Genomic DNA, 19267 nt, shown 5'->3' with positions numbered 1-19267 from the left:
GGGTATCTTGCTAACTCCCGGAGGCCGCGAGCCTCCGGGTTGGCTTTTATCTACGCGCGAATTAGCGATCCCGGCCGCTCGGCGGTGATCGTGACAGCTTGATGCCGTCCCGCTTCCAATTACGCCGACAAATAATGGCGGTTGACCGAAAATTCCGGCTTGGAAAATTGGCGTGATTTCAACGGAAAGCACGAAAATCTGCCGCTAGCGTGCGGGCTATTTGTTGAAGTTTCTACATCATATATTGACATCTCAACAACATTTGACAGATAATGGTCTGCAATCGATTGAATCGAGCATGCTCGCCAGGGAGGCGGGCGCAATTGTCCGAAAGAGGGGATGTTATGAACGAGCGAGTCTCAGCCAAAACGCGCGGATTGCGCGATTCTCTGCTGATCACGGCAGCAATCTGCGCGGTGGCGGCAAGCGTGCCGGCGATGGCGCAGGACGCGCCCCAGGCCGATGAGGCCGACGCCGAAAGCATCGTGGTTACCGGCACGCGCCTGAGCGCCACCGGCTTTACCGCGCCGACTCCGGTCACGGTGATGGATGCGGACCGGATCGCAAAGATCGCGTCGCCCACCGTCGGTGAGGCGCTGGCCCAGCTGCCGTCCTTCCGGCCGTCCAGCACGCCGAACACGCAGAACATCTTCCCGGCCAATGCCGGCGCCCGCATCTCGGATCTGCGCGGTCTCGGTGCCTCGCGCACGCTGGTGCTGCTCGATGGCCGGCGCTTCACGCCCAGCACCTCGACCGGCAGCATCGACCTCAACATGATGCCGACCCTGCTGATCCGCAGCACGGAAATCGTCACCGGCGGCGCGTCGGCTGCTTATGGTTCGGACGCTGTCTCGGGCGTGATCAACCTGCGTCTCGACACCCGTCTCGATGGGCTCAAGGCGACGGCCGGCTACGGCGTGACCGATCGCGGCGATGGCGACCAGTATTTCTGGCAGATCGGCGCGGGCAAGCGCTTCGCCGATGATCGCGGTCGCTTCATCTTCGGCGCCGAGTATAACAAGGACGAAGGCACCGGTGGCTGCTACACCCGCGATTTCTGCGGCAATGAAGTGGGCGACCTGACCAACGTGCCGGGCCTCGGCGGTCGTCCCGCTCACAACATCATCACCGGCATGCGCACCGCGACGCTGACCCCGGGCGGCCTTATCACCGCGACCATCAACGGCGCAGGCACGTCCACGCCGGCGCGCGGCGGTGTGCTGGACGGCATTCAGTTCGGCCCCAATGGCTCGCCCACGCAGTTCGTCTACGGCCAGAACGCCAGCGGCCTCTTCCAGCAGGGCGGCTCGGGCGAAGGCCTCAACGCCTTCTTCGACGATCCGCTCCTCTCCATCCCGGTGACGCGCTACAACACCTTCGCGCATCTGGAATATGAGTTCTCGCCAGCCTTCACCGCCTTCCTCGAAGGCAGCTATGGCCATGTCGATGGCTTCACGCGGGGCCCGGAAATTCGCGCGGCTTCCAACATTGCCGTCGACAATCCCTTCCTGCCCGCCTCCATCCGTACCACGATGCAGAACAACGGCATCGCCGCGATCAGCGTCGGCAAGCTCGGCGTCGATTTCGGCCGCATGGACAGCACGTCGATCCGTGACACCTATCGCATCGTCGGCGGCGCACAGGGCGATCTGGGCGGCGGCTGGTCGTGGGATGCTCATGCGCAATATGGTGAGACGGCTTACAAGCAGAACACCATCAACAATCGCATCAATGCGCGCTACGCCAATGCCGTCGACGCGGTGGCCGGCCCCAATGGCCCGATCTGCCGGATCAATGCGGACAGCAATCCCAACAATAACGATCCGTCGTGCGTCGCGCTCAACATCCTGGGTCAGGGCCAATATTCGCAGGCCGCGAAGAACTACGCCTTCGGCACCACCTGGCAGGACAACAAGTACACCCAGCTTGCTGGCGCTGTGAACATCAACGGCACGCCGTTTGAGACCTGGGCCGGCCCGGTCGCCTTCGCGGTCGGTGTGGAAGGGCGTCGCAACACGCTCGACATCAGGGTCGATCCGATTTCGGCCGCCAACGGCTTCTACGTGTTCAACCAGACGCCGTCGGCCGGTAACACCAGCGTCGTCGAAGGCTATGTCGAGCTGGGCGTGCCCCTGCTGCGCGAGAGCGCTGTCGGGTCGCTGGACCTGAACGGCGCGATCCGCCAGGCCCATTACAAGAACGAAGGCGCCGCAGGCAGCAACACGTTCAACGCCACCACGTGGAAGGTCGGCGCGACCTACAAGCCGGTCAACTGGGCGATGCTGCGGACGACCTACTCGCGCGACTTCCGTGCGCCCAACACGTCCGAGCTGTTCACGACGCCCGTCAGCGGGGTCGGCGTGTTCTATGACACGGTCAAGGGCGCCGAGAAGTTCATGAACGTGCTTACCGGCGGCAATGTCCGGCTGCGTCCGGAAACGGCCAACACGTTCACCGCTGGCTTTACCCTGCAGCCGCAGGGCGCATTGCAGGGCCTGCGCTTCTCCGCGGACTATTATAACATCCGCATCAACGACGCGATTGCTACGCTGTCGGCGCAGGTCATCCTCAACACCTGCAACACGACCGGTGCTGCCGATGTCTGCTCGCTGGTCCAGCGCGACGCCAACAACTTCGTGGACACGATTTCGGTTCTCTTCCTGAACCTCAATCGTCAGCAGCTGCGCGGCGTCGACTTCGAGGCTGGGTACAACCTGCCGTTCGGCGGTGAGCGTTCGGTCGATTTCCGGCTGCTCGCCACCCACACGATCGACTTCACCAACAGCGCCCTGCCGGGCATCGATCGCGCCGGGGACAACAGCGCGTCCGGTATCCCGTCCTGGATCCTTGATGGCATGGTGAGCCTCGATATGGGTCGCCTGGGTGTGAACCTGCAGGGCCGCTATCTCTCGAGCGGTAAATATGATGCGACGCTGATCGGTCCGGAAGATGCCGGTTACAGCATCACCCTGCCCAACAGCATCAACACCAACCGCGTGCCGTCGCGCTTCTACACGAACGTCGGCGTGACGTTCGATCTGATGAGCGAAGGCAGCAAGAAGGTTGAGCTGTTCGCCAACGTCTACAACCTGTTCGACGTGATGCCGCCGCCCTACTGGAACGGCAACAACAACGCCGTCTATTATGACAATGTCGGGCGTCGTTACCGCATGGGCGCACGGGTCGTCTTCTGATCAAAATCCTGAAAGCCCCGACCTCGGCCGGGGCTTTCGCTTTTTATGGAGAGGGCGCAATGCGCGAGGATGCTTTTCCGGCCAAAGGCATCAGCCGCCGGGCTTTTTCGATAAGCTGTGCGGCGGGGCTGGGCGGACTGCTTGCCCGTCCCGTACTGGCCGCAGCGGCACCGATCGCAACGACCACGCACGGGCAGGTTCGTGGGCGGTGCGAATATGGCGTCAATGTCTTCCGCGGTATTCCCTATGGCGCCTCGACGGCGGGCCGGAACCGCTTTGCTGCCCCGCAGCCGCCCCAGGCTTGGAGCGGCGTGCGCGATGCGCTCGACTATGGCCTGCGCAGCCCGCAACTGCCCGATGGGCCGGACGGACCGGGCTTCTCCTCCTGGCGTGAGCCCAAGGCATCCGGCGAGGATTGCCTCGCGCTCAATGTCTGGACCCCCGGCCTTGCAGACGGGAAGAAGCGCCCGGTGATGGTGTGGCTGCACGGCGGCGGCCTGGCGGTGGGCTCGGGCGCGACGCCGGTCACCGACGGGCGCAATCTGGCGGCGCGGCAGGACGTTGTCGTCGTGGCCGTCAATCACCGGCTCAACCTGTTCGGCTATCTCTATTTCGGCGATCTCACCCGCGATCGCAGCGTCGCCGCCAATCCCGGCCAGCTCGATATGGTCGCCGCCCTGCAATGGGTGCGCGACAATATCGCCGCGTTCGGTGGCGATCCGCAGAATGTGACGATCTTCGGCCACTCCGGCGGCGGCCTGAAGGTTGCGGGCCTGATGGCGATGCCGGCGGCCAACGGGCTGTTCCATCGCGCGATCCTGCAGAGCGGCTTTGGCACCACCACTGTCGCGCGGGACGAGGCGGAGCGGATCACCGCCTCGCTGTGCAAGGCCGTGGGTGTGCGGGCCGGGGACGTCGACGCGCTGCGCGCCATCCCCATCGAGCGCCTCCTTGCCGGCCTGCAGGAGATCACCGGCGGCAACCCGGTGCGCGGGCCGGGGCTGGTCGCCGATGGCACCGTCGTGGCGCGGACACCGTTTGCGCCCGATCTTCCGGCGGTCTCGCCCGACATTCCGGTGATGGTCGGCCACACCAGCGCGGAGACCACCGTGCTGTTTCCGCCGCCCGGCGCCTTCGATCTCGACTGGACGAGCCTGCCGGGGGCGCTGGAGGGCCGCGTGGCATCGCCGGCACCGCTGATCGAGGGGTTCCGCAAACTGCACCCCAAGGCCACGGCGAGCGACATCTTCTTCGCCATCACGACCGAGGCCGGCATGGGCCGCAATGCCCGCATCGTCGCGGAAACCCGCGCGGCGGGCGCGACGAAGCCGGCCTATGCCTATCTCGTCAACTGGCAGTCCCCGGCGCAGGGCGGGCGGATGCGCAGTCCGCACGGCATCGAGGTGCCGATGGTGTTCGATATGGTGACGGAAAGCTATGGCAGCGTCGGCGAGCGCATGGCGAATGCCCAGCATCTGGCCGACGGCATGAGCCGCTATTGGGCCAATTTCGCGCGGACCGGCGATCCGAATGGCGATTGCCTGCCGCTCTGGCCGGCTTATGGACAGGACCAGCGGATGACCATGGTGTTCGGCACGGAGTACGCAGCCACCGCCGATCCGCTCGGTGCCGAGCAGACGCTGATTGCCCACTATGCCTAAGGCCTTCCCCATCCGGGCTGTGACGTCCGCTCGTCCTGCCACGCAGACCGTGCTTGCTTTGCTCCTGCTCATGCTGGTGGCCCTTGTCGGCGCGTCACATGCCATGGCCGCACCGAAGAGCGAGGCCACGCCGTTCACGCTTCCGGCTCGCCCGGCCAGTGCGCCGCAAATGCCCTGCGGTGACCTCGTCAAGCCGGTCTCCCAGCAAGCGGAGGACATCGTCTATCGCGTGCGCTCGGCGACGGTGGAAGGCGCCAGCGCGGCGACACCGGGCGTCTGCCTCGTCAAGGCTTATTCGGCACCGCAGACCGAGTTTGAGCTGCGCCTACCGCTGGCCGGCTATGCCGGGCGGTTCCTGCAAGGGGGCTGCGGGGGCATGTGCGGAGTCATCGGCCGCGAGGTGACGCCGCTCTGCAGCAATGCGCATATCGCCGATGGCAGCTTTGCCGTGGCCTTCAACAATGGCGGCCATCACAGTGCCGGCATCGGCGATGGCACATGGGCCGTCGGCGCGCCGGAATTGCGGGAGCAATTCGCGCACAAGGCCGCCCACGCCGTCGCCGTCGCGTCCAAGGCGATCGTCGCGCAATTTTACGGCGCGCCCCCGGCTTACAGCTATTTCGTCGGCTGCTCGGGCGGCGGGCGGGAAGCCTTGATGGAGGTCCAGCGTCATCCGGACGATTTCGATGGCGTCGTGGCCGGCTCCTCCGTCGCCATGCCGGCGGCGATGCAGCTCTTCCTGTGGGAAGCGCAGCAGGGGCTTTATCCCGATGGGCGCGAGATTTTCACGCCGCAGGCTGTCGAACTGCTGCATGCCGCCGTCATCAAGGCCTGCGACGGGCTGGATGGCATCACCGATGGCCAGATCGACGATCCGCGCCGCTGCCGATACGACCCGGCAAAGCTCGCCTGCCGTCCGGGCGTGGCGGCGCAGGCCAATTGCCTCAACGCCGATCAGGTTGCCGCTGCCCGCGCTTATTATCGCGGCCCGACCGATGTCGGCGGTCAGGCGCTCTTCCCCGGCGGCGCGCCTTATGGCGCCGAACTGGGCTGGGTTGGCCGGGGCGCGCCGACGCAGACAGGCAAGTTCGCGGCACAATCCTTCCTGCAATATCTGCTGCTGCAAGGCGAACTCCCGGCCGAGTTCACCTGGCGCGACTGGACTTTCTCCCGCGAAAGCCTGCAGCGGCTGCTCAAGGGGGGCGAACTCTACGATGCCGGCAACCCGGACCTTTCGGCCTTCCGCGACGCGGGCGGCAAGCTGCTGATGTGGCAGGGCGTGGCGGACAACGCCGCCGGCGCCTATGGCATGCTCGATTATTATCAGGCCGTGCGCGACCATGCCGGTGGCCTGGATGCGGTCCGCGCATTCGCCCGCATGTTCCTCGTGCCCGGCGGCTATCACTGCGCGGGCGGCTATATCCCCTATGATCAGGATTTCCTCGGGGCCGTGGTGCTGTGGGTGGAAGAAGGCAAGGCGCCGGACGCCGTGGTCGCCAGCGCGCGCCTCAATACGGGCGTGGTGCGCCACCGGCCGCTTTATGCCTATCCCATGCTCACCCGTTACCGGGGCGGCGACGTGAATGCGGCAGCTTCCTTCGAGCCGGTCGCACCCAAGTCGGAGCCGCAAGACGGCTTCGACTGGCCTGGCTCCCACGCCAAGGCGCGCCCGCGGACGGGGGGCTGATCTGTGCGCTCCTGACCCGCGCGCGGCGGGCCAGAAGGGTGGATGGAATCACAACGCGTGATACCGCCGCGATCTGATAAGCTGCCGGCCTGCGCGAGGAGACAATGGTCACGGTCGTCATGAGCGTCTCCCACCCCGACGAACGCCTGCCGCTGATTGGCAATGCGCTGCTGTGCCCGGGGAGCGAGCGCAAGCGTGCCGCAGCCTTGGCGCAGATCGGGGGGCGCCGCGCTGGATTGATCCGGCAGCGGTTCGCCCGCTCCTTATCCGCCGAACCTCGCCGCCGTGTCTCCTGCGGCGAACTCTTCCGTCTCGCCTTCGACATTGAAGCGCAGGCGATAGCCGATGCCAAGCTCGTTGCCGATGATCCGGGGACGCTGGGGATCGGCTTCCAGCTTCTGGCGCAGCGTGCGGATGAGCACGCGCAGATACTCCACATGGTGCTCCTTTTCGTGCGGCCAGGCATGGGCCATGATCTGATGATGCGTGATCACGCGGCCGGGGAATTTGGCGAGCTGCGCGAGCACGGTATATTCCTTGGGCGTCAGGTGCACTTCCTTCCCCGCCTTCAGCACGACCCTGTTCAAAAGATCGATTTCCACGTCGCCCGCCCGTACCATGGACACGCCGCCCTCCTTGGCCATGCGATTGCGCAGCGCCACGCGCACGCGCGCCAGCAATTCGTCGGTATCGAACGGCTTGGTCAGATAATCGTCGGCACCCAGATCGAGCGCGGCGACCTTCTGGTCCGTCGCGTCGCGGGCTGAGACGATGATCAGCGTCGTTTCCGACTGCTGCTTGAACAGCGGCACCAGTTCGAGGCCATCGCGGTCGGGCAATCCCAGATCGAGGAGACTGATGTCCGGTCGCTCCGCCTTCAGCCGCTCCATCGCTTCGCGCGCATTCTCCGCTTCGACGATGGCGTAATCGGCGCGGGCCAGCGCGGTGTGGATCAGTTTGCGGATATGCGGCTCGTCATCGACGATCAGCACCTTGTGGCGGACGTTCATAAGAGATCCTCATGGGGGACGTCGGAGATGATCAGCGCTTGCGGGATCATGATCGTGAAGGTGGCGCCGCGCGGCTCGGCATTGTTGGCGGCGGACACCGTCAGGCCCATGGCCTCGGCAAAGCCTTTCACGATGGCGAGGCCGAGGCCGGTGCCATGCTTGGCCCGGTCGGAGCCTTCCAGCCGCGTAAAGGTGTCGAACACCCGCGCTTCTGCGCCCGCCGGAATGCCCGGCCCTTCATCGACCACCGACAGGGCGATCGCATCGGGCAGGCGCTGGCCGCGCACGATCACGGGCGTTCCGGGATGAGCATAGCGGCCGGCATTATCCAGCAGGTTGATGAGGCAGTGGTGAAGCAGCGTCGGGTCGACACGAACCAGCGGAATGTCGGGCGCGATCTCCACCTCGACCGCATGGCCCTGCAGGGACTGGCGCGTATCATGCACGGCGCCGGCGACAGCATCAAAGAGGTCGGTCGGCTCGACCTTGAGCGGCAAGGCGCCCGCTTCCACCCGCGCCATGTCCAGCAGGTTGGCGACAAAGCGGTTGAGCCTTTGCGCTTCGGCATCGACAGTGTCGAGCAGATCGGAGGGATGCCGGCGTTTCAACTCGTGGACCGCGGAGAGAATGGTCGTCAGCGGTGTCCGTAAATCGTGGCTGACCGAGGAGAGCAGCGCCGCGCGCAGCCGGTCGCGCTCCTTGATCTGCCGCGCATCCAGCATCTCCTGCTCCAGCGCCATGCGATCGAAGGCGATGGAGGCCTGATCGAGCAGGCTCATCAGAAGCGGAACCTGATCGGAGCGCAGCGGTGGGCCCGCGTCTTCCCGGGCCAGACCCAGCACCCCGAGCACCCCCCGCTGGGTCCGCAGCGGATGGAACAGCCAGTCCGACGCGGTAAGCGTGGACGATCCGCGCCCGGCCGGCTGCTCATTGTCCATCGCCCATTGCGCGGCCGCCTTCTCGATCTGTTCGAGCCGATCCTCCGGCGGCACCGCCGCGCGCAATTGCGGCCCGTCCGGAGATGGCAGCAGCAGCACGGTGCGCAGCTGGAGCAGGCGGCCGACTTCCGCGCAGATGGCGTGCATCAGCTCTTCCTGGCTCGCCGAGGCGGTGAGCTGGCGCGAAAACCCGGCGAGCGCCGCGTTCTGGCGCGCGCTGGACTGGGCAAGATCGGCCTGGGCGCGGACGCGCGCGGCGAACTGGCTGGTCACGATCGCCACACCCAGCAGCACCAGAATGCTGACGACATTCTCGGGATTATTGACCGTTAGCGTGCCGGTGGGCGGCAGGAAGAAGAAGTTATAGGCGAGGCTCGAAAGCAGGCCGGAGACCAGCCCCGCCCGCAGGCCATAGCTGGCGGCGGCGAACATGACGGGCACGAGGTACATGAGCGCGATATTGCTAAGGTCGATCGCCTCGATGAGCAGCCTGCCGAGCGCTGTCATCGCGGCAATCATCACCGCCGACCAGAGATAGTGGGACGGCTTGCCCCATCCCTGGCGAAAACGCTGGCGCACCGCCTGCGGGCCGGGCGTGACGGCGTCGCCGGGCAGGACATGCACCGCGACATCCCCGATCTCGCGCACCAGCTTGTCGACGACGGAGCCATGGCGCAGCTCGAACCACCAGGGGCGCGCCGATTTGCCGATCACGATCTGGGTCGCGCGGGCGTCGGCCACATAATCTTTCAGCCCCTCGACGACGGAGGTCGCGGGGATGGTCGCGGTCGTGGCGCCGAGGCGGGATGCGAGCGCCATGGTGTCGGCCAGTTGCTCCCGCTCTTTGGGGGTGAAGGAGAGGCTGCGCTGCGTCTCGATATGGACGGCGGACCAGGGCGCCTTGAGCGCATCGGCGAGCCGCTTGGCCGCGCGGACGAGGCCCTGCGCGCTGGTGACTTCACTGATCGCGACCAGAACGCGTTCCCCCGCCGCGAAGCTGCCGGCCAGGGCATGGGCGCGCACATAATCGAGCATCTGGGCATCGACGGCCTGTGCGGCGCGCCGCAGCGCCATCTCGCGTAGGGCCGCGAGGTTGGACTTCGAGAAGAAATGGTTGAGCGCGCGGCTCGCTTCCTGCGGAATATAGACCTTGCCCTCTTTCAGGCGCTCGATCAGTTCGTCCGGCGGAATATCGACCACCTCGATCTCGGCCATTTCGAGGATGGAATCGGGCACGGTCTCGCGCACATGGACGCGGGTGAAGGAGGCGACGACGTCGTTGAGGCTCTCGACATGCTGGATATTGACCGTGGAATAGACGTCGATGCCCGCATCCAGCAGTTCCTCGACATCCTGATAGCGTTTGGGATGCCTGCTGCCCGGCGCATTGCTGTGCGCCAGCTCATCCACAAGCACGAGCTGGGGGCGGCGTGCGAGGATGGCGTCGATGTCCATCTCGCCGAGCCGGTGCCCTTTATGCTCGACGGCGCGGCGGGGGATGACCTCATGCCCGATCAGCAGCGCCTCGGTCTCCTTGCGGCCATGGGTCTCGACGATGCCGACCACGACGTCGATCCCGGCCCTGAGCCGCTGCATGCCGTCGGTCAGCATCTCGTAGGTTTTGCCGACGCCCGGAGCAGCTCCCAGGAAGATCTTGAGACGGCCGCGACCTTCCTGCGTCGCCTGACGCAGAAAGGCTTCCGGATCGCGGCGGTCTGGATCGCTCATGACGGCGTGGTAGCGCCGATTCCGTCCAGACGTCGATTGATTTCCAGCACATTGACGCGCGGCTCACCCAGAACACCGAGCAGCGGTTGTTCGATGCTCTGGTCGACAAGGGACCGGACCCTGGCTGCGTCCCAGCCGCGCGCACGGGCAATCCGGTCCACCTGATAGTAGGCCGCCTGCGGGGTGATGTGCGGATCGAGGCCTGAGCCGGATGCCGTGACCAGATCGGCCGGCACCCGCTTGCCGGGATTGGTCCGTTCCAGCGTGGCTATGTCTGCCTGCACACGGTCGATGAGCGCGCGGCTGGTCGGGCCGAGGTTGGAGCCGGAAGATGCCATGCCATCATAGCCGTCGCCCGCCGCCGAGGGGCGGGGGTGGAAATAGCGATCCGCCGTGAACGCCTGCCCGATCAGGCGCGAGCCGACCGGCTTGCCCTTCTGTTCGACCAGGCTGCCATTGGCCTGTGATGGAAAGATCAGCTGGCCGATGCCGGTGAGCGCGAGTGGATAGGCGAGCCCCAGCAGGAGGGCGAAGAGCGCTGTCATGACCAAAGCCGGTCTGAGCGCGGTGAGAATGTCCTTGTTCATGCGTCTGTTCCTCAGGCGAGGCCAAGGCCGTTGACGGCCAGGTCGATGAGCTTGATGCCGGCGAAGGGCGCGATCAGGCCGCCCAGGCCGTAGATGGCGAGATTGCGCGCCAGCAGCGGACCGGCGCCGATCGGCTTGTAGGTCACCCCCTTGAGCGCGAGGGGCACCAGCAGCGGGATGATGAGGGCGTTGAAGATGATCGCTGACAGGATGGCGCTCTGCGGCGTCGCGAGGCCCATGACGTTGAGCACGCCCAGCCCCGGATAAAGCACGACGAACATGGCCGGGATGATCGCGAAATATTTGGCGACATCATTCGCGACGGAGAAAGTGGTGAGCGCCCCCCGGGTCATCAGCAACTGCTTGCCGAGGCCGACGATCTCGATCAGCTTGGTGGGGTCGCTGTCGAGATCGACCATGTTGCCTGCCTCGCGCGCCGCCTGCGTGCCGGTGTTCATGGCGACGCCGACATCGGCCTGCGCCAGCGCGGGCGCATCGTTGGTGCCGTCACCGCACATGGCGACGAGGCGGCCGCCTTGCTGCTCCTTGCGGATCAACGCCAGCTTGTCCTCCGGTGTCGCCTGAGCCAGGAAATCGTCGACCCCCGCCTCGGCGGCGATCGATGCGGCGGTCAGCGGATTATCGCCGGTAATCATCACCGTGCGGATGCCCATATTGCGCAGTTCGCCGAAGCGCTCGCGGATGCCCGCCTTGACCACATCCTTGAGGAAGATTGCCCCCAGAAGCTCGCCGTCCTTGGCGACGGCCAACGGCGTGCCGCCGGCGCGGGCGATCTCGTCGGTGATGCGCCGCAGTTCCGCCACCGCGGGGCTTTTGTCCGGGCCTGCCATGGCATTCAGGACCGCATCGACAGCGCCCTTGATGACCGTGGTGTCGCCCGTGACCACGCCGGAAATCCGGGTTTGCGCGGTGAAGGGGATCACCTGCGCATCGGCCGGCAGGGCTTGGGCCGCCTCACCGAATTTCTCGCGCGCGAGCGCCACGATCGAGCGGCCTTCCGGCGTCTCATCGGCCAGACTGGCCAGCAGGGCGGCTTGTGCCAACTGGGCCGGCGTCGCCCCGCCGACCGGCCGGAATGACGTCGCCTGCCGGTCGCCGACGGTGATCGTGCCGGTCTTGTCGAGCAGCAACACGTCGATATCGCCGGCCGCCTCAACAGCCCGGCCGGACTTGGCCAGCACATTGAAGCGAACGAGGCGGTCCATGCCGGCGATGCCGATGGCCGAGAGCAAAGCGGCGATGGTCGTCGGAATGAGCGTGATGAGAAGGGCCGCGAGGATCGACACCGGGATTGCGCCGCCGGCATAGCTGGCGAAACTGGGAATGGTGCCGACCGCGATCAGGAAGATGATGGTGAGGCCGACCAGCAGCAGCGTCAGGGCGACTTCGTTGGGCGTCTTCTGCCGTTCTGCGCCTTCCACCAGCGCAATCATGCGATCGAGAAATCCCTGGCCGGGATTGACGGTGACGCGCACCTGGATTTCGTCCGAGATGACGCGCGTGCCCGCCGTCACCGCCGACCGGTCTCCGCCCGCCTCGCGGATGACCGGCGCGGACTCGCCGGTGATCGCGGCCTCGTTGACCGAGGCGACACCAGACACCACCTCGCCGTCCGACGGGATGAGATCGCCGGTCCCGACCAGCACGATGTCGCCGACCCGCAGCGCGCTGGCCGGCACGGTCTCGGGCTCCTGGCCGTTCTTCAGGCGTTTGGCGGTGAGGTCCGCCTTGGTCGCGCGTAAGGACGCCGCCTGCGCCTTGCCGCGACCTTCGGCCAGCGCTTCGGCAAAGGTGCCGAAGAGGACGGTCAGCCACAGCCAGATGACGAGCTGGAGCTTGAAGCTGGCGGCAAGGCCATCCTGACCGACGATGAGCAGCACCGTCAGGAGCACCGCCACGATGGCGGTCGTGAACATCACCGGATTACGGATGAGTTGGCGCGGGTTCAGTTTGCGGACCGAGTCCGTGATCGCCGGGACGATCAGATCGGCCTTGAAGAGCGATGGGGATGCTTGGCGTGCCATGGAGAGGCTCCGATCAGAAAAGCTGGCCACGGATCATCGCGAGATGATCCGCGATGGGGCCAAGGGCGAGGCTGGGCAGGAAGGTGAGGCCGCCGACGATCAGCACGATTCCCACCAGCAGGCCGGTCCAAAGCGGTCCGGTGGTCGGAAAACTGCCTGCCGTCTCCGGCGTATAGGTCTTCGCTGCCAGCCCGCCGGCAATCGCCAGCATGGGGACGATGACGAAGAAGCGGCCGACCCAGATGGCGACGCCCAGCATGCCATTGTAGAAAGGCGTGTTGGCCGAGAGCCCGGCAAAGGCCGATCCATTGTTCGCCACCGCGCTGGTGAAGGCGTAGAGAATCTCGGAAAAGCCGTGCGGTCCCTTGTTGAGCGGGCCGGCCAGCCCGGCCTCGGTGACCGAGGCGATGGCGGTGAAGCCCAGGATCATGAGCGGCAGCACCGCGATGGCGAGAACGGCGAGCTTGACCTCGCGAGCCTCGATCTTCTTGCCGACATATTCCGGGGTTCGCCCGACCATCAGGCCTGCGACGAACACTGCGAGGATGGCGAACAGCAAAAAGCCATAGATGCCTGCGCCGACGCCGCCGACGACAACCTCACCCAATTGCATGTTGAAGAGCGGGATCAGGCCACCAAGCGCGGTGAAGCTGTCATGCATCGCATTGACCGCGCCGCAGGAGGCCGCCGTGGTGACGACGGAAAAGAGCGCGGAGGCGGCGATGCCGAAGCGGACTTCCTTGCCCTCCATATTGCCGCCGGCGATGCCGAGGCTGTGCAGGATGGGGTTGCCCGCTGCCTCCTGCCAGTAGGTGATCGTCGTTCCGGCCAGGAACAGCAGCATCATGGCGGCAAGGATCGCCCAGCCCTGGCGACTGTTCCCGACAGCCTTGCCGAAGGTATAGGTGAGGCCCACCCCGATCACGAAGATCGAGAGCATCTGGACGAAGTTGACGAGCGCCGTCGGGTTCTCGAACGGATGCGCGGAGTTGGCGTTGAAAAAGCCGCCGCCATTGGTGCCGAGCATCTTGATCGCTTCCTGCGAGGCGACCGGTCCCAGCGCGAGTGTCTGCCTCGCGCCTTCCAGCGTCGTTACATCGACCGACCCCGCCAGCGTCTGCGGCACGCCGCTCGCGATATAGAAGAGCGCGATGACGCAGCAGAGCGGCAGTAGCAGATAGAGCGTCACCCGCGTCACATCGGCCCAGAAATTGCCGATGCCCTTGGCCTCCCGCCGCGCGAACCCGCGGAACAGCGCAAAGGCCAGCGCGATGCCGGTCGCAGCCGACAGGAAGTTGTGGATCGTCAGGCCGAGCATCTGGCTAAGGGGCGACATGGTCGACTCACCGCCATAATTTTGCCAGTTGGTGTTGGTCGCGAAGCTGATTGCCGTGTTGAAGGCGAGCGGCTGGCTCACCCCCGGATGGCCCAGCGGGTTGAGGGGCAGCACGCCCTGCAAGCGCAGGATCGCATAAGTGAAGACCAGTAGCGCCGTGTTGAACAGGAGCATGTGCACGGCATAGCGGCGCCAGCCCTGCTCCTCCTGCGGGTCGATGCCCGCCAGCCGGTAGAAGCCGCGCTCCAGTGGCCCGAGCAGGCCATGGAGCGGCGTCCGCCGCCCTTCATAGAGCGCGAAGAGCCACAGGCCGACGGGTTTGGCCAGTGCCAGCAATATGCCGACAAAGGCGAGGATCATGATCCATCCCTGAACTGTCATGATGTCGCTCCCCGATCAGAAGCGTTCGGGGCGTGCGAGCACGGCCACCAGATAGAAGAGCAGGCCGACCGCGGTCGCAGCGGCCAGCCAATGGTCGATAGTCATGGCCGCCTCCCTACGCCTTGTCGCACAGCGCCGCGTAACCGAGCGTTGTGGCCAGCAAGCCGAGGGTGAGCCCCAACCAGAGCATATCCTGCATGATCGTTCTCCTGCACGACGTCGGAGACCGCAGGAGATGCGGCGCCGAATCATGTGCCGCAGGTCAAATAAGGCAGAGCCGCATTTGAATTCGAGAGACAGGAAAGGCGATCCGCATAGTATTTGCATATGAATCGCGCAGGTCTGGGGCCCGCAGCGCGCTGGACGGGCCGACAGACCGCCCATCCCTGGAACGATCCGCGCGCTGAACACTTTGCATTGCAGTCTTCAGATATCCGTCCGAGGATAGAGGCTGGCATGGAAAGGCCCGTGGTTGAGCAGACGGTCTGAAGAGTCGGAATATCAGTTCGAGCCGCACGAGCGGCCGATGATGCCGGGGTCTCCGGCGACGCCCTACCATCCAGGCCGGCGCCGCTTGGGATATTTGCTGATCGGCGTGCTGCTCGGCCTCACGGGTGGCTTCATCAACGGGCTGCTGATGGCGAACCTGCCCCAGATCCAGGGGGCGCTCGGGCTGACCAGCGTGGAGGCCGGCTGGCTGACCGCCGCCTATACGATGACCAATGTCTGCATGAGCCTGCTGCTCATCAAGTTCCGCCAGCAATTCGGCATCCAGCGCTTTGTGCGGATCGTGCTGATCGGCTTTCTGGTCCTCAACACGCTGCAACTCTTCGTGCACAGCTATGGTCTGGAACTCTTCGTGCGCGCGGGCAGCGGCATCGTTGCCAGCGGCCTGTCCACGATGGCGCTGTTCTACATCATGCAATCGATGAAGGCAGAGGCGCGGCTGGGCGGGCTGGTGCTGGGCGTCGGCGTCTCGCAGATCGCAACCCCGCTCGCCCGGGTGATCTCTCCGGCATTGCTCATCCATGGCGATGTGCAGAACCTGTACCTGTTCGAGTTCGGCCTCACATTGCTCTGCCTCGCCGGGGTATGGCTGCTGCGCCTGCCGCCAAGCGAGCGCATCGACGCCTTCGAGCCGCTGGATTTCCTGACCTTCGCTTTGTTCGCCCCCGGCATAGCCCTGCTCTCCGCCGTGCTTGTGCAGGGCCGCATCGTCTGGTGGTCGACGCAGTGGCTGGGCTATGCGCTGGCGGGCGCGATCCTGCTGATCGGCGCGGCGGTGATCGTCGAGCACAACCGCGCCAATCCACTGCTCAACACGCGCTGGATGGGCAGCGCGGCGATCATCCGGTTCGCCGTCATCGCCGCCAGCATGCGCGTGCTGCTCGGCGAGCAGAATGTCGGCGCCAGCGGTCTGCTGACCGTGCTCGGCATGGGGCAGGACCAGCTGATCGGTTTCTACACGGTGGTCACGCTGGCGACCATATTCGGGCTGGCCGTGAGCTTGAAAACGCTCAAGCCGACGGACCTGCTCAAACCCGTGATCATCTCCTGTGCGCTCATCGCCCTCGCCGCGTTCTTCGACACCCAGTCCAGCAATCTCACGCGCCCGGCGCAGCTTTATGTGACGCAGGCGATGATTTCCTTCGCCGCGATCTACTTCATGGGGCCGACGCTCATGGCCGGCATCCTGCAGGCACTGGCCAAGGGGCCGAGTCATATCGTCAGCTTTTCGGCCGTGTTCGGCATTTCGCAGCAATTGGGCGGCATCGGCGGGGCGGCCCTGCTGGGCAGCTTCCAGATCATTCGCGAGCGCTTCCATTCCGAAATGCTCGTCCAGTCGCTCGTGGGCACCGATCCGCAGGTGGCGCAGCGCATCCAGCAGCTTGGCGGCGCCTATGCACGAACGCTGGGCGATCCGGCCTTGCGTCAGGCGGAGGGCAGCATCCTCCTCTCCCAACAGGTCGCGCGGGAAGCCAATATCCTGGCGTTCAACGATGTGTTCATGCTGGTCGGTGCGCTGGCGACGCTCGCCTTTGTGTACCTTGGCGCGCGGTGGATCTATTATCGTCGCAAAGGCATTACCCCCCTGGCCGAAGAGCTTGCGGCCTTGGCGGCAATGAGAACCAGGGCCCAATCATGAGTGACACACCCGCCGAACATTCGCGCCCATCGAACCGGACCGACCGTCTGGAAGATCCGGTGGAAGTGCCCAATGACACCACCCCCGTGGCCAGCGCGCCGAAGCGCGGCTGGGCGCCCCCGCAAGCCGGCCGAAGGGTGACGCTGCTGGCCGTCCTGTTCATCGTCGTCGGCATTCTCATCGTGCTTTACGCCTGGGGCCTGCCGCCTTTTTCCTCGGCTGTTCAGACGACGGACAATGCCTATGTGCGCGGCCAGACTACGGTCATCGCGCCGCAGGTGAACGGTTATGTGGTGGAGGTGCAGGTTCAGGATTATGAGCAGGTCCGCAAGGGGCAGGTCCTCGCGCGGATCGACGACCGGATCTATCGCCAGAGAGTGGCGCAGGCGCGGGCCCAACTCGCCACGCAGCGCGCCAATCTGGCTAACAGCAGCCAGAGCGAAGCGTCGAGCCAGGCTCAGCTTGCGGGGCAAGCCGCCAGCGTGGCCAACGCCAAGGCGCAACTGGCCCGCGCGCAGGCCGACATGCGCCGGGTGAACGATCTCGTCAGCCAGGGGTCGGTCTCCCTGCGCGAGCGGGACCAGACTCTGGCGGCGTTGCGTCAGGCGGAAGCGGCCGTGCTGCAGGCGCAGGCGCAGCAGCAGGTGGCGAGCGAGCAGGTCCGCACGGTGACGGTCGGCCGCGGCGGCCTGCGCGCCAATGTCGATGCGGCGCAAGCGGCGCTGCGCCTCGCGGAGATCGATCTCGCCAACACGATCATTCGCGCGCCGCAGGATGGGCGGCTGGGTGAGGTGGGCGTGCGGCTGGGGCAATATGTCACGGCCGGCTCGCAGCTGACATTCCTGGTGCCGCCCTTCGTCTGGGTGGCTGCGAACTTCAAGGAAGCGCAGACGGCGCATATGGCGCCGGGCCAAAGCGTGCGGCTGCGGGTCGACGCGCTCGACGGGGCCGTCATCCACGGCAGGGTCGAGCGGCTGGCGCCCGCCGCCGGCAATGAGTTTCAAGTGATCCGATCCGACAATGCCACCGGCAATTTCGTGAAGGTGCCCCAGCGGATCACGGTGCGGATCGCGCCGGATGCCAAGGACCCGCTCTATGCACGGCTGAGGCCGGGCATGTCCGTCCAGGCCAGGGTCGATACGGCAGGGCACAGGTGATGCGGTCGGCCATCGCCTTGCTGGGCGTCGTGTGCCTCTCCGGTTGTATGGCGCCCCCGACGCCGCTGCCCCCGTCGGCTGCGGTCACGCCGCCTGCCGGCTGGCAAAACGCCGTGGCGGGAGAGGGAGCGGTCAATGCCGGCTGGTGGCGGGCGTTCAATGATCCCGCGCTGGCCCAACTGGTCGAGACCGCGATCGCCAACAATGTCGACATTGCTATCGCCACCGCGCGGGTCCGCGAAGCGCGGGCGCAGGAGCGGCTGGCGCGCGCGCAGCTTTTCCCCACGCTGGATGCGACCGCCGCCGGCTCCCACGGCCGATCGCTCAACCCGTTCGGCCAGGCGACAGAGGGCACCAGCGCCCAGCCTGCGCTGCAGGTGGCTTATGAGATCGATCTGTTCGGCAGGATCGACGATCAGACATCGGCGGCGAGATCGGCCTGGTTGGCCAGTCAGGCCGCCCGTGATGCGACGGCGCTTTCGGTCGGCGCGGCCACGGCATCGGGCTACATCACGCTGCTGGCCCTCGATGCGCGTCGCGACGTCGTCCGCCGGACGATCACGGCACGGGCCGAAAGCCTTCGCATCGCCCGCTCCCGCGCCGAGGCCGGCTACACCTCCCAGCTGGAGTTGCGCCAGGCCGAGGCGGAATATCAGGCCGCAGCCATCATCCTCCCGCAGGTCGATCTGGCGATCCTGCGGCAGGAGAATGCTCTGCGCCTATTGACCGGGGATGGGCCGGGCGTGATCCAGCGCGGCGGATCGCTCGACGCCCTCGTCGCGCCGCCCGTGCCCGATCAGGGGCTGCCGTCCGAGTTGCTGCGCCGCCGTCCCGACATCGCGCAGGCAGAGTTCGCTCTGGCCGCATCGGATTCCACCCTGTCAGCCGCGCGCAAGCAGTTCCTGCCGAGCCTTCGCCTGTCTGCTGCGGCGGGCGCGATCTTCAGCAGCGCGTTGGCGAACCCGGTGACGATCTGGTCCGTCGGCGGCAGCGTGCTGGCGCCCTTGTTCGAGGGCGGGCGCTTGCGCGCCGGCGTGGAAACGGCCGCCGCCCGCCGCGATCAGGCCGCCCTTGCCTATCGCAAGACGGCCCTGACCGCGTTCGGTGAGGTGGAGAATGCGCTGGGCAATGTCGCCAGCCTCCGCCAGCAGCGCGCGAGCGCCGAGGCGCAGAGGGCAGCCATTGCCGACGCATTGCGTCATGCGACCAATCGCTATCGTGCGGGCTACAGCAGCTATCTTGAAGAACTCGATGCACAGCGCGCCCTGCTCTCCGCCGACCTCGCGCTGGTGCAACTGCGTGCCGATCAGCTCAACGCCCTGGTCACCCTGTATCAGGTGCTGGGCGGCGGCTGGGAGAGCGATGCGCGTTGACCTGCGCTAGCTTCGGGAGGCTGG

The 19267-nt window shown here is 66.0% G+C and carries 12 protein-coding genes; 6 read left to right on the top strand and 6 right to left on the bottom strand.

All coding sequences use genetic code 11. From position 1 onward, the window contains the following. Nucleotides 1-344 precede the first annotated feature (344 nt). Genes M2343_RS11305 through M2343_RS11295 form a run of 3 tightly spaced genes read left to right on the top strand, consistent with a single transcriptional unit; the run spans nucleotide 345 to nucleotide 6542 of the window. Complete coding sequence (locus M2343_RS11305) at nucleotides 345-3194, top strand: TonB-dependent receptor domain-containing protein (protein ID WP_264574255.1); 2850 nt, start codon at nucleotides 345-347, stop codon at nucleotides 3192-3194. Nucleotides 3195-3253: 59 nt separating this feature from the next. Continuing rightward, nucleotides 3254-4855, top strand: coding sequence for a carboxylesterase/lipase family protein (locus tag M2343_RS11300; protein ID WP_264576727.1), 1602 nt, complete (start codon nucleotides 3254-3256; stop codon nucleotides 4853-4855). Next, nucleotides 4848-6542, top strand: coding sequence for a tannase/feruloyl esterase family alpha/beta hydrolase (locus tag M2343_RS11295; protein ID WP_264577549.1), 1695 nt, complete (start codon nucleotides 4848-4850; stop codon nucleotides 6540-6542). The genes M2343_RS11300 and M2343_RS11295 overlap by 8 nt, the downstream gene beginning before the upstream one ends. Before the next feature lie 263 nt (nucleotides 6543-6805). On the opposite strand, the gene M2343_RS11290 is transcribed toward M2343_RS11295, so the two are convergent. From M2343_RS11290 to M2343_RS11265, 6 genes are read right to left on the bottom strand one after another with little or no spacing between them, the layout of a single operon-like run. Then, complete coding sequence (locus M2343_RS11290) at nucleotides 6806-7552, bottom strand: response regulator (RefSeq protein WP_264576726.1); 747 nt, start codon at nucleotides 7550-7552, stop codon at nucleotides 6806-6808. Next, nucleotides 7549-10218, bottom strand: a complete 2670-nt coding sequence (locus M2343_RS11285) for a sensor histidine kinase (protein ID WP_264576725.1) — start codon at nucleotides 10216-10218, stop codon at nucleotides 7549-7551. The genes M2343_RS11290 and M2343_RS11285 overlap by 4 nt, the downstream gene beginning before the upstream one ends. Then, nucleotides 10215-10805: a potassium-transporting ATPase subunit KdpC gene (gene kdpC, locus M2343_RS11280; RefSeq protein ID WP_264576724.1), complete on the bottom strand. Its 591-nt coding sequence runs from the start codon at nucleotides 10803-10805 to the stop codon at nucleotides 10215-10217. The genes M2343_RS11285 and kdpC overlap by 4 nt, the downstream gene beginning before the upstream one ends. A gap of 11 nt (nucleotides 10806-10816) precedes the next feature. Further along, nucleotides 10817-12850, bottom strand: coding sequence for a potassium-transporting ATPase subunit KdpB (gene kdpB / locus M2343_RS11275; protein WP_264576723.1), 2034 nt, complete (start codon nucleotides 12848-12850; stop codon nucleotides 10817-10819). A 13-nt stretch (nucleotides 12851-12863) separates the two neighbouring features. After that, nucleotides 12864-14567: a potassium-transporting ATPase subunit KdpA gene (gene kdpA / locus M2343_RS11270; protein ID WP_264576722.1), complete on the bottom strand. Its 1704-nt coding sequence runs from the start codon at nucleotides 14565-14567 to the stop codon at nucleotides 12864-12866. 15 nt (nucleotides 14568-14582) lie between these two features. Next, the gene (locus tag M2343_RS11265) at nucleotides 14583-14672 is read right to left on the bottom strand and encodes a potassium-transporting ATPase subunit F (RefSeq protein WP_181560703.1); all 90 of its coding nucleotides are present in this window, start codon (nucleotides 14670-14672) and stop codon (nucleotides 14583-14585) included. Between the two features lie 367 nt (nucleotides 14673-15039). On the opposite strand from M2343_RS11265, the gene M2343_RS11260 reads away from it, so the two are divergent. The 3 genes from M2343_RS11260 to M2343_RS11250 are packed head-to-tail and all read left to right on the top strand — an operon-like array spanning nucleotide 15040 to nucleotide 19243. After that, nucleotides 15040-16713: an MFS transporter gene (locus M2343_RS11260; RefSeq protein ID WP_264576721.1), complete on the top strand. Its 1674-nt coding sequence runs from the start codon at nucleotides 15040-15042 to the stop codon at nucleotides 16711-16713. Next, nucleotides 16710-17870, top strand: coding sequence for an HlyD family secretion protein (locus M2343_RS11255; RefSeq protein ID WP_264576720.1), 1161 nt, complete (start codon nucleotides 16710-16712; stop codon nucleotides 17868-17870). Before M2343_RS11260 ends, M2343_RS11255 begins: the two co-directional genes overlap by 4 nt. After that, the gene (locus M2343_RS11250; RefSeq protein ID WP_264576719.1) at nucleotides 17870-19243 is read left to right on the top strand and encodes an efflux transporter outer membrane subunit; all 1374 of its coding nucleotides are present in this window, start codon (nucleotides 17870-17872) and stop codon (nucleotides 19241-19243) included. Before M2343_RS11255 ends, M2343_RS11250 begins: the two co-directional genes overlap by 1 nt. The last annotated feature ends 24 nt before the right edge of the window (nucleotides 19244-19267 follow it).

Source organism: Sphingobium sp. B8D3B (genome assembly GCF_025961875.1).
In the GTDB taxonomy this organism is placed as follows: Bacteria; Pseudomonadota; Alphaproteobacteria; order Sphingomonadales; family Sphingomonadaceae; genus Sphingobium.
This window is presented reverse-complemented; position numbering and strand designations above follow the sequence as displayed.

Excerpts from the sequence above, each read along its gene's own strand:
- M2343_RS11300 (WP_264576727.1), top strand. The coding sequence starts at position 3,254 with ATGCGCGAGGATGCTTTTCCGGCCAAAGGCATCAGCCGCCGGGCTTTT.
- M2343_RS11285 (WP_264576725.1), bottom strand. The coding sequence starts at position 10,218 with ATGAGCGATCCAGACCGCCGCGATCCGGAAGCCTTTCTGCGTCAGGCG.
- M2343_RS11265 (WP_181560703.1), bottom strand. The coding sequence starts at position 14,672 with ATGACTATCGACCATTGGCTGGCCGCTGCGACCGCGGTCGGCCTGCTC.
- M2343_RS11290 (WP_264576726.1), bottom strand. The coding sequence starts at position 7,552 with ATGAACGTCCGCCACAAGGTGCTGATCGTCGATGACGAGCCGCATATC.
- kdpA (WP_264576722.1), bottom strand. The coding sequence starts at position 14,567 with ATGACAGTTCAGGGATGGATCATGATCCTCGCCTTTGTCGGCATATTG.
- M2343_RS11250 (WP_264576719.1), top strand. The coding sequence starts at position 17,870 with ATGCGGTCGGCCATCGCCTTGCTGGGCGTCGTGTGCCTCTCCGGTTGT.
- M2343_RS11255 (WP_264576720.1), top strand. The coding sequence starts at position 16,710 with ATGAGTGACACACCCGCCGAACATTCGCGCCCATCGAACCGGACCGAC.
- kdpB (WP_264576723.1), bottom strand. The coding sequence starts at position 12,850 with ATGGCACGCCAAGCATCCCCATCGCTCTTCAAGGCCGATCTGATCGTC.
- M2343_RS11295 (WP_264577549.1), top strand. The coding sequence starts at position 4,848 with ATGCCTAAGGCCTTCCCCATCCGGGCTGTGACGTCCGCTCGTCCTGCC.
- kdpC (WP_264576724.1), bottom strand. The coding sequence starts at position 10,805 with ATGAACAAGGACATTCTCACCGCGCTCAGACCGGCTTTGGTCATGACA.
- M2343_RS11305 (WP_264574255.1), top strand. The coding sequence starts at position 345 with ATGAACGAGCGAGTCTCAGCCAAAACGCGCGGATTGCGCGATTCTCTG.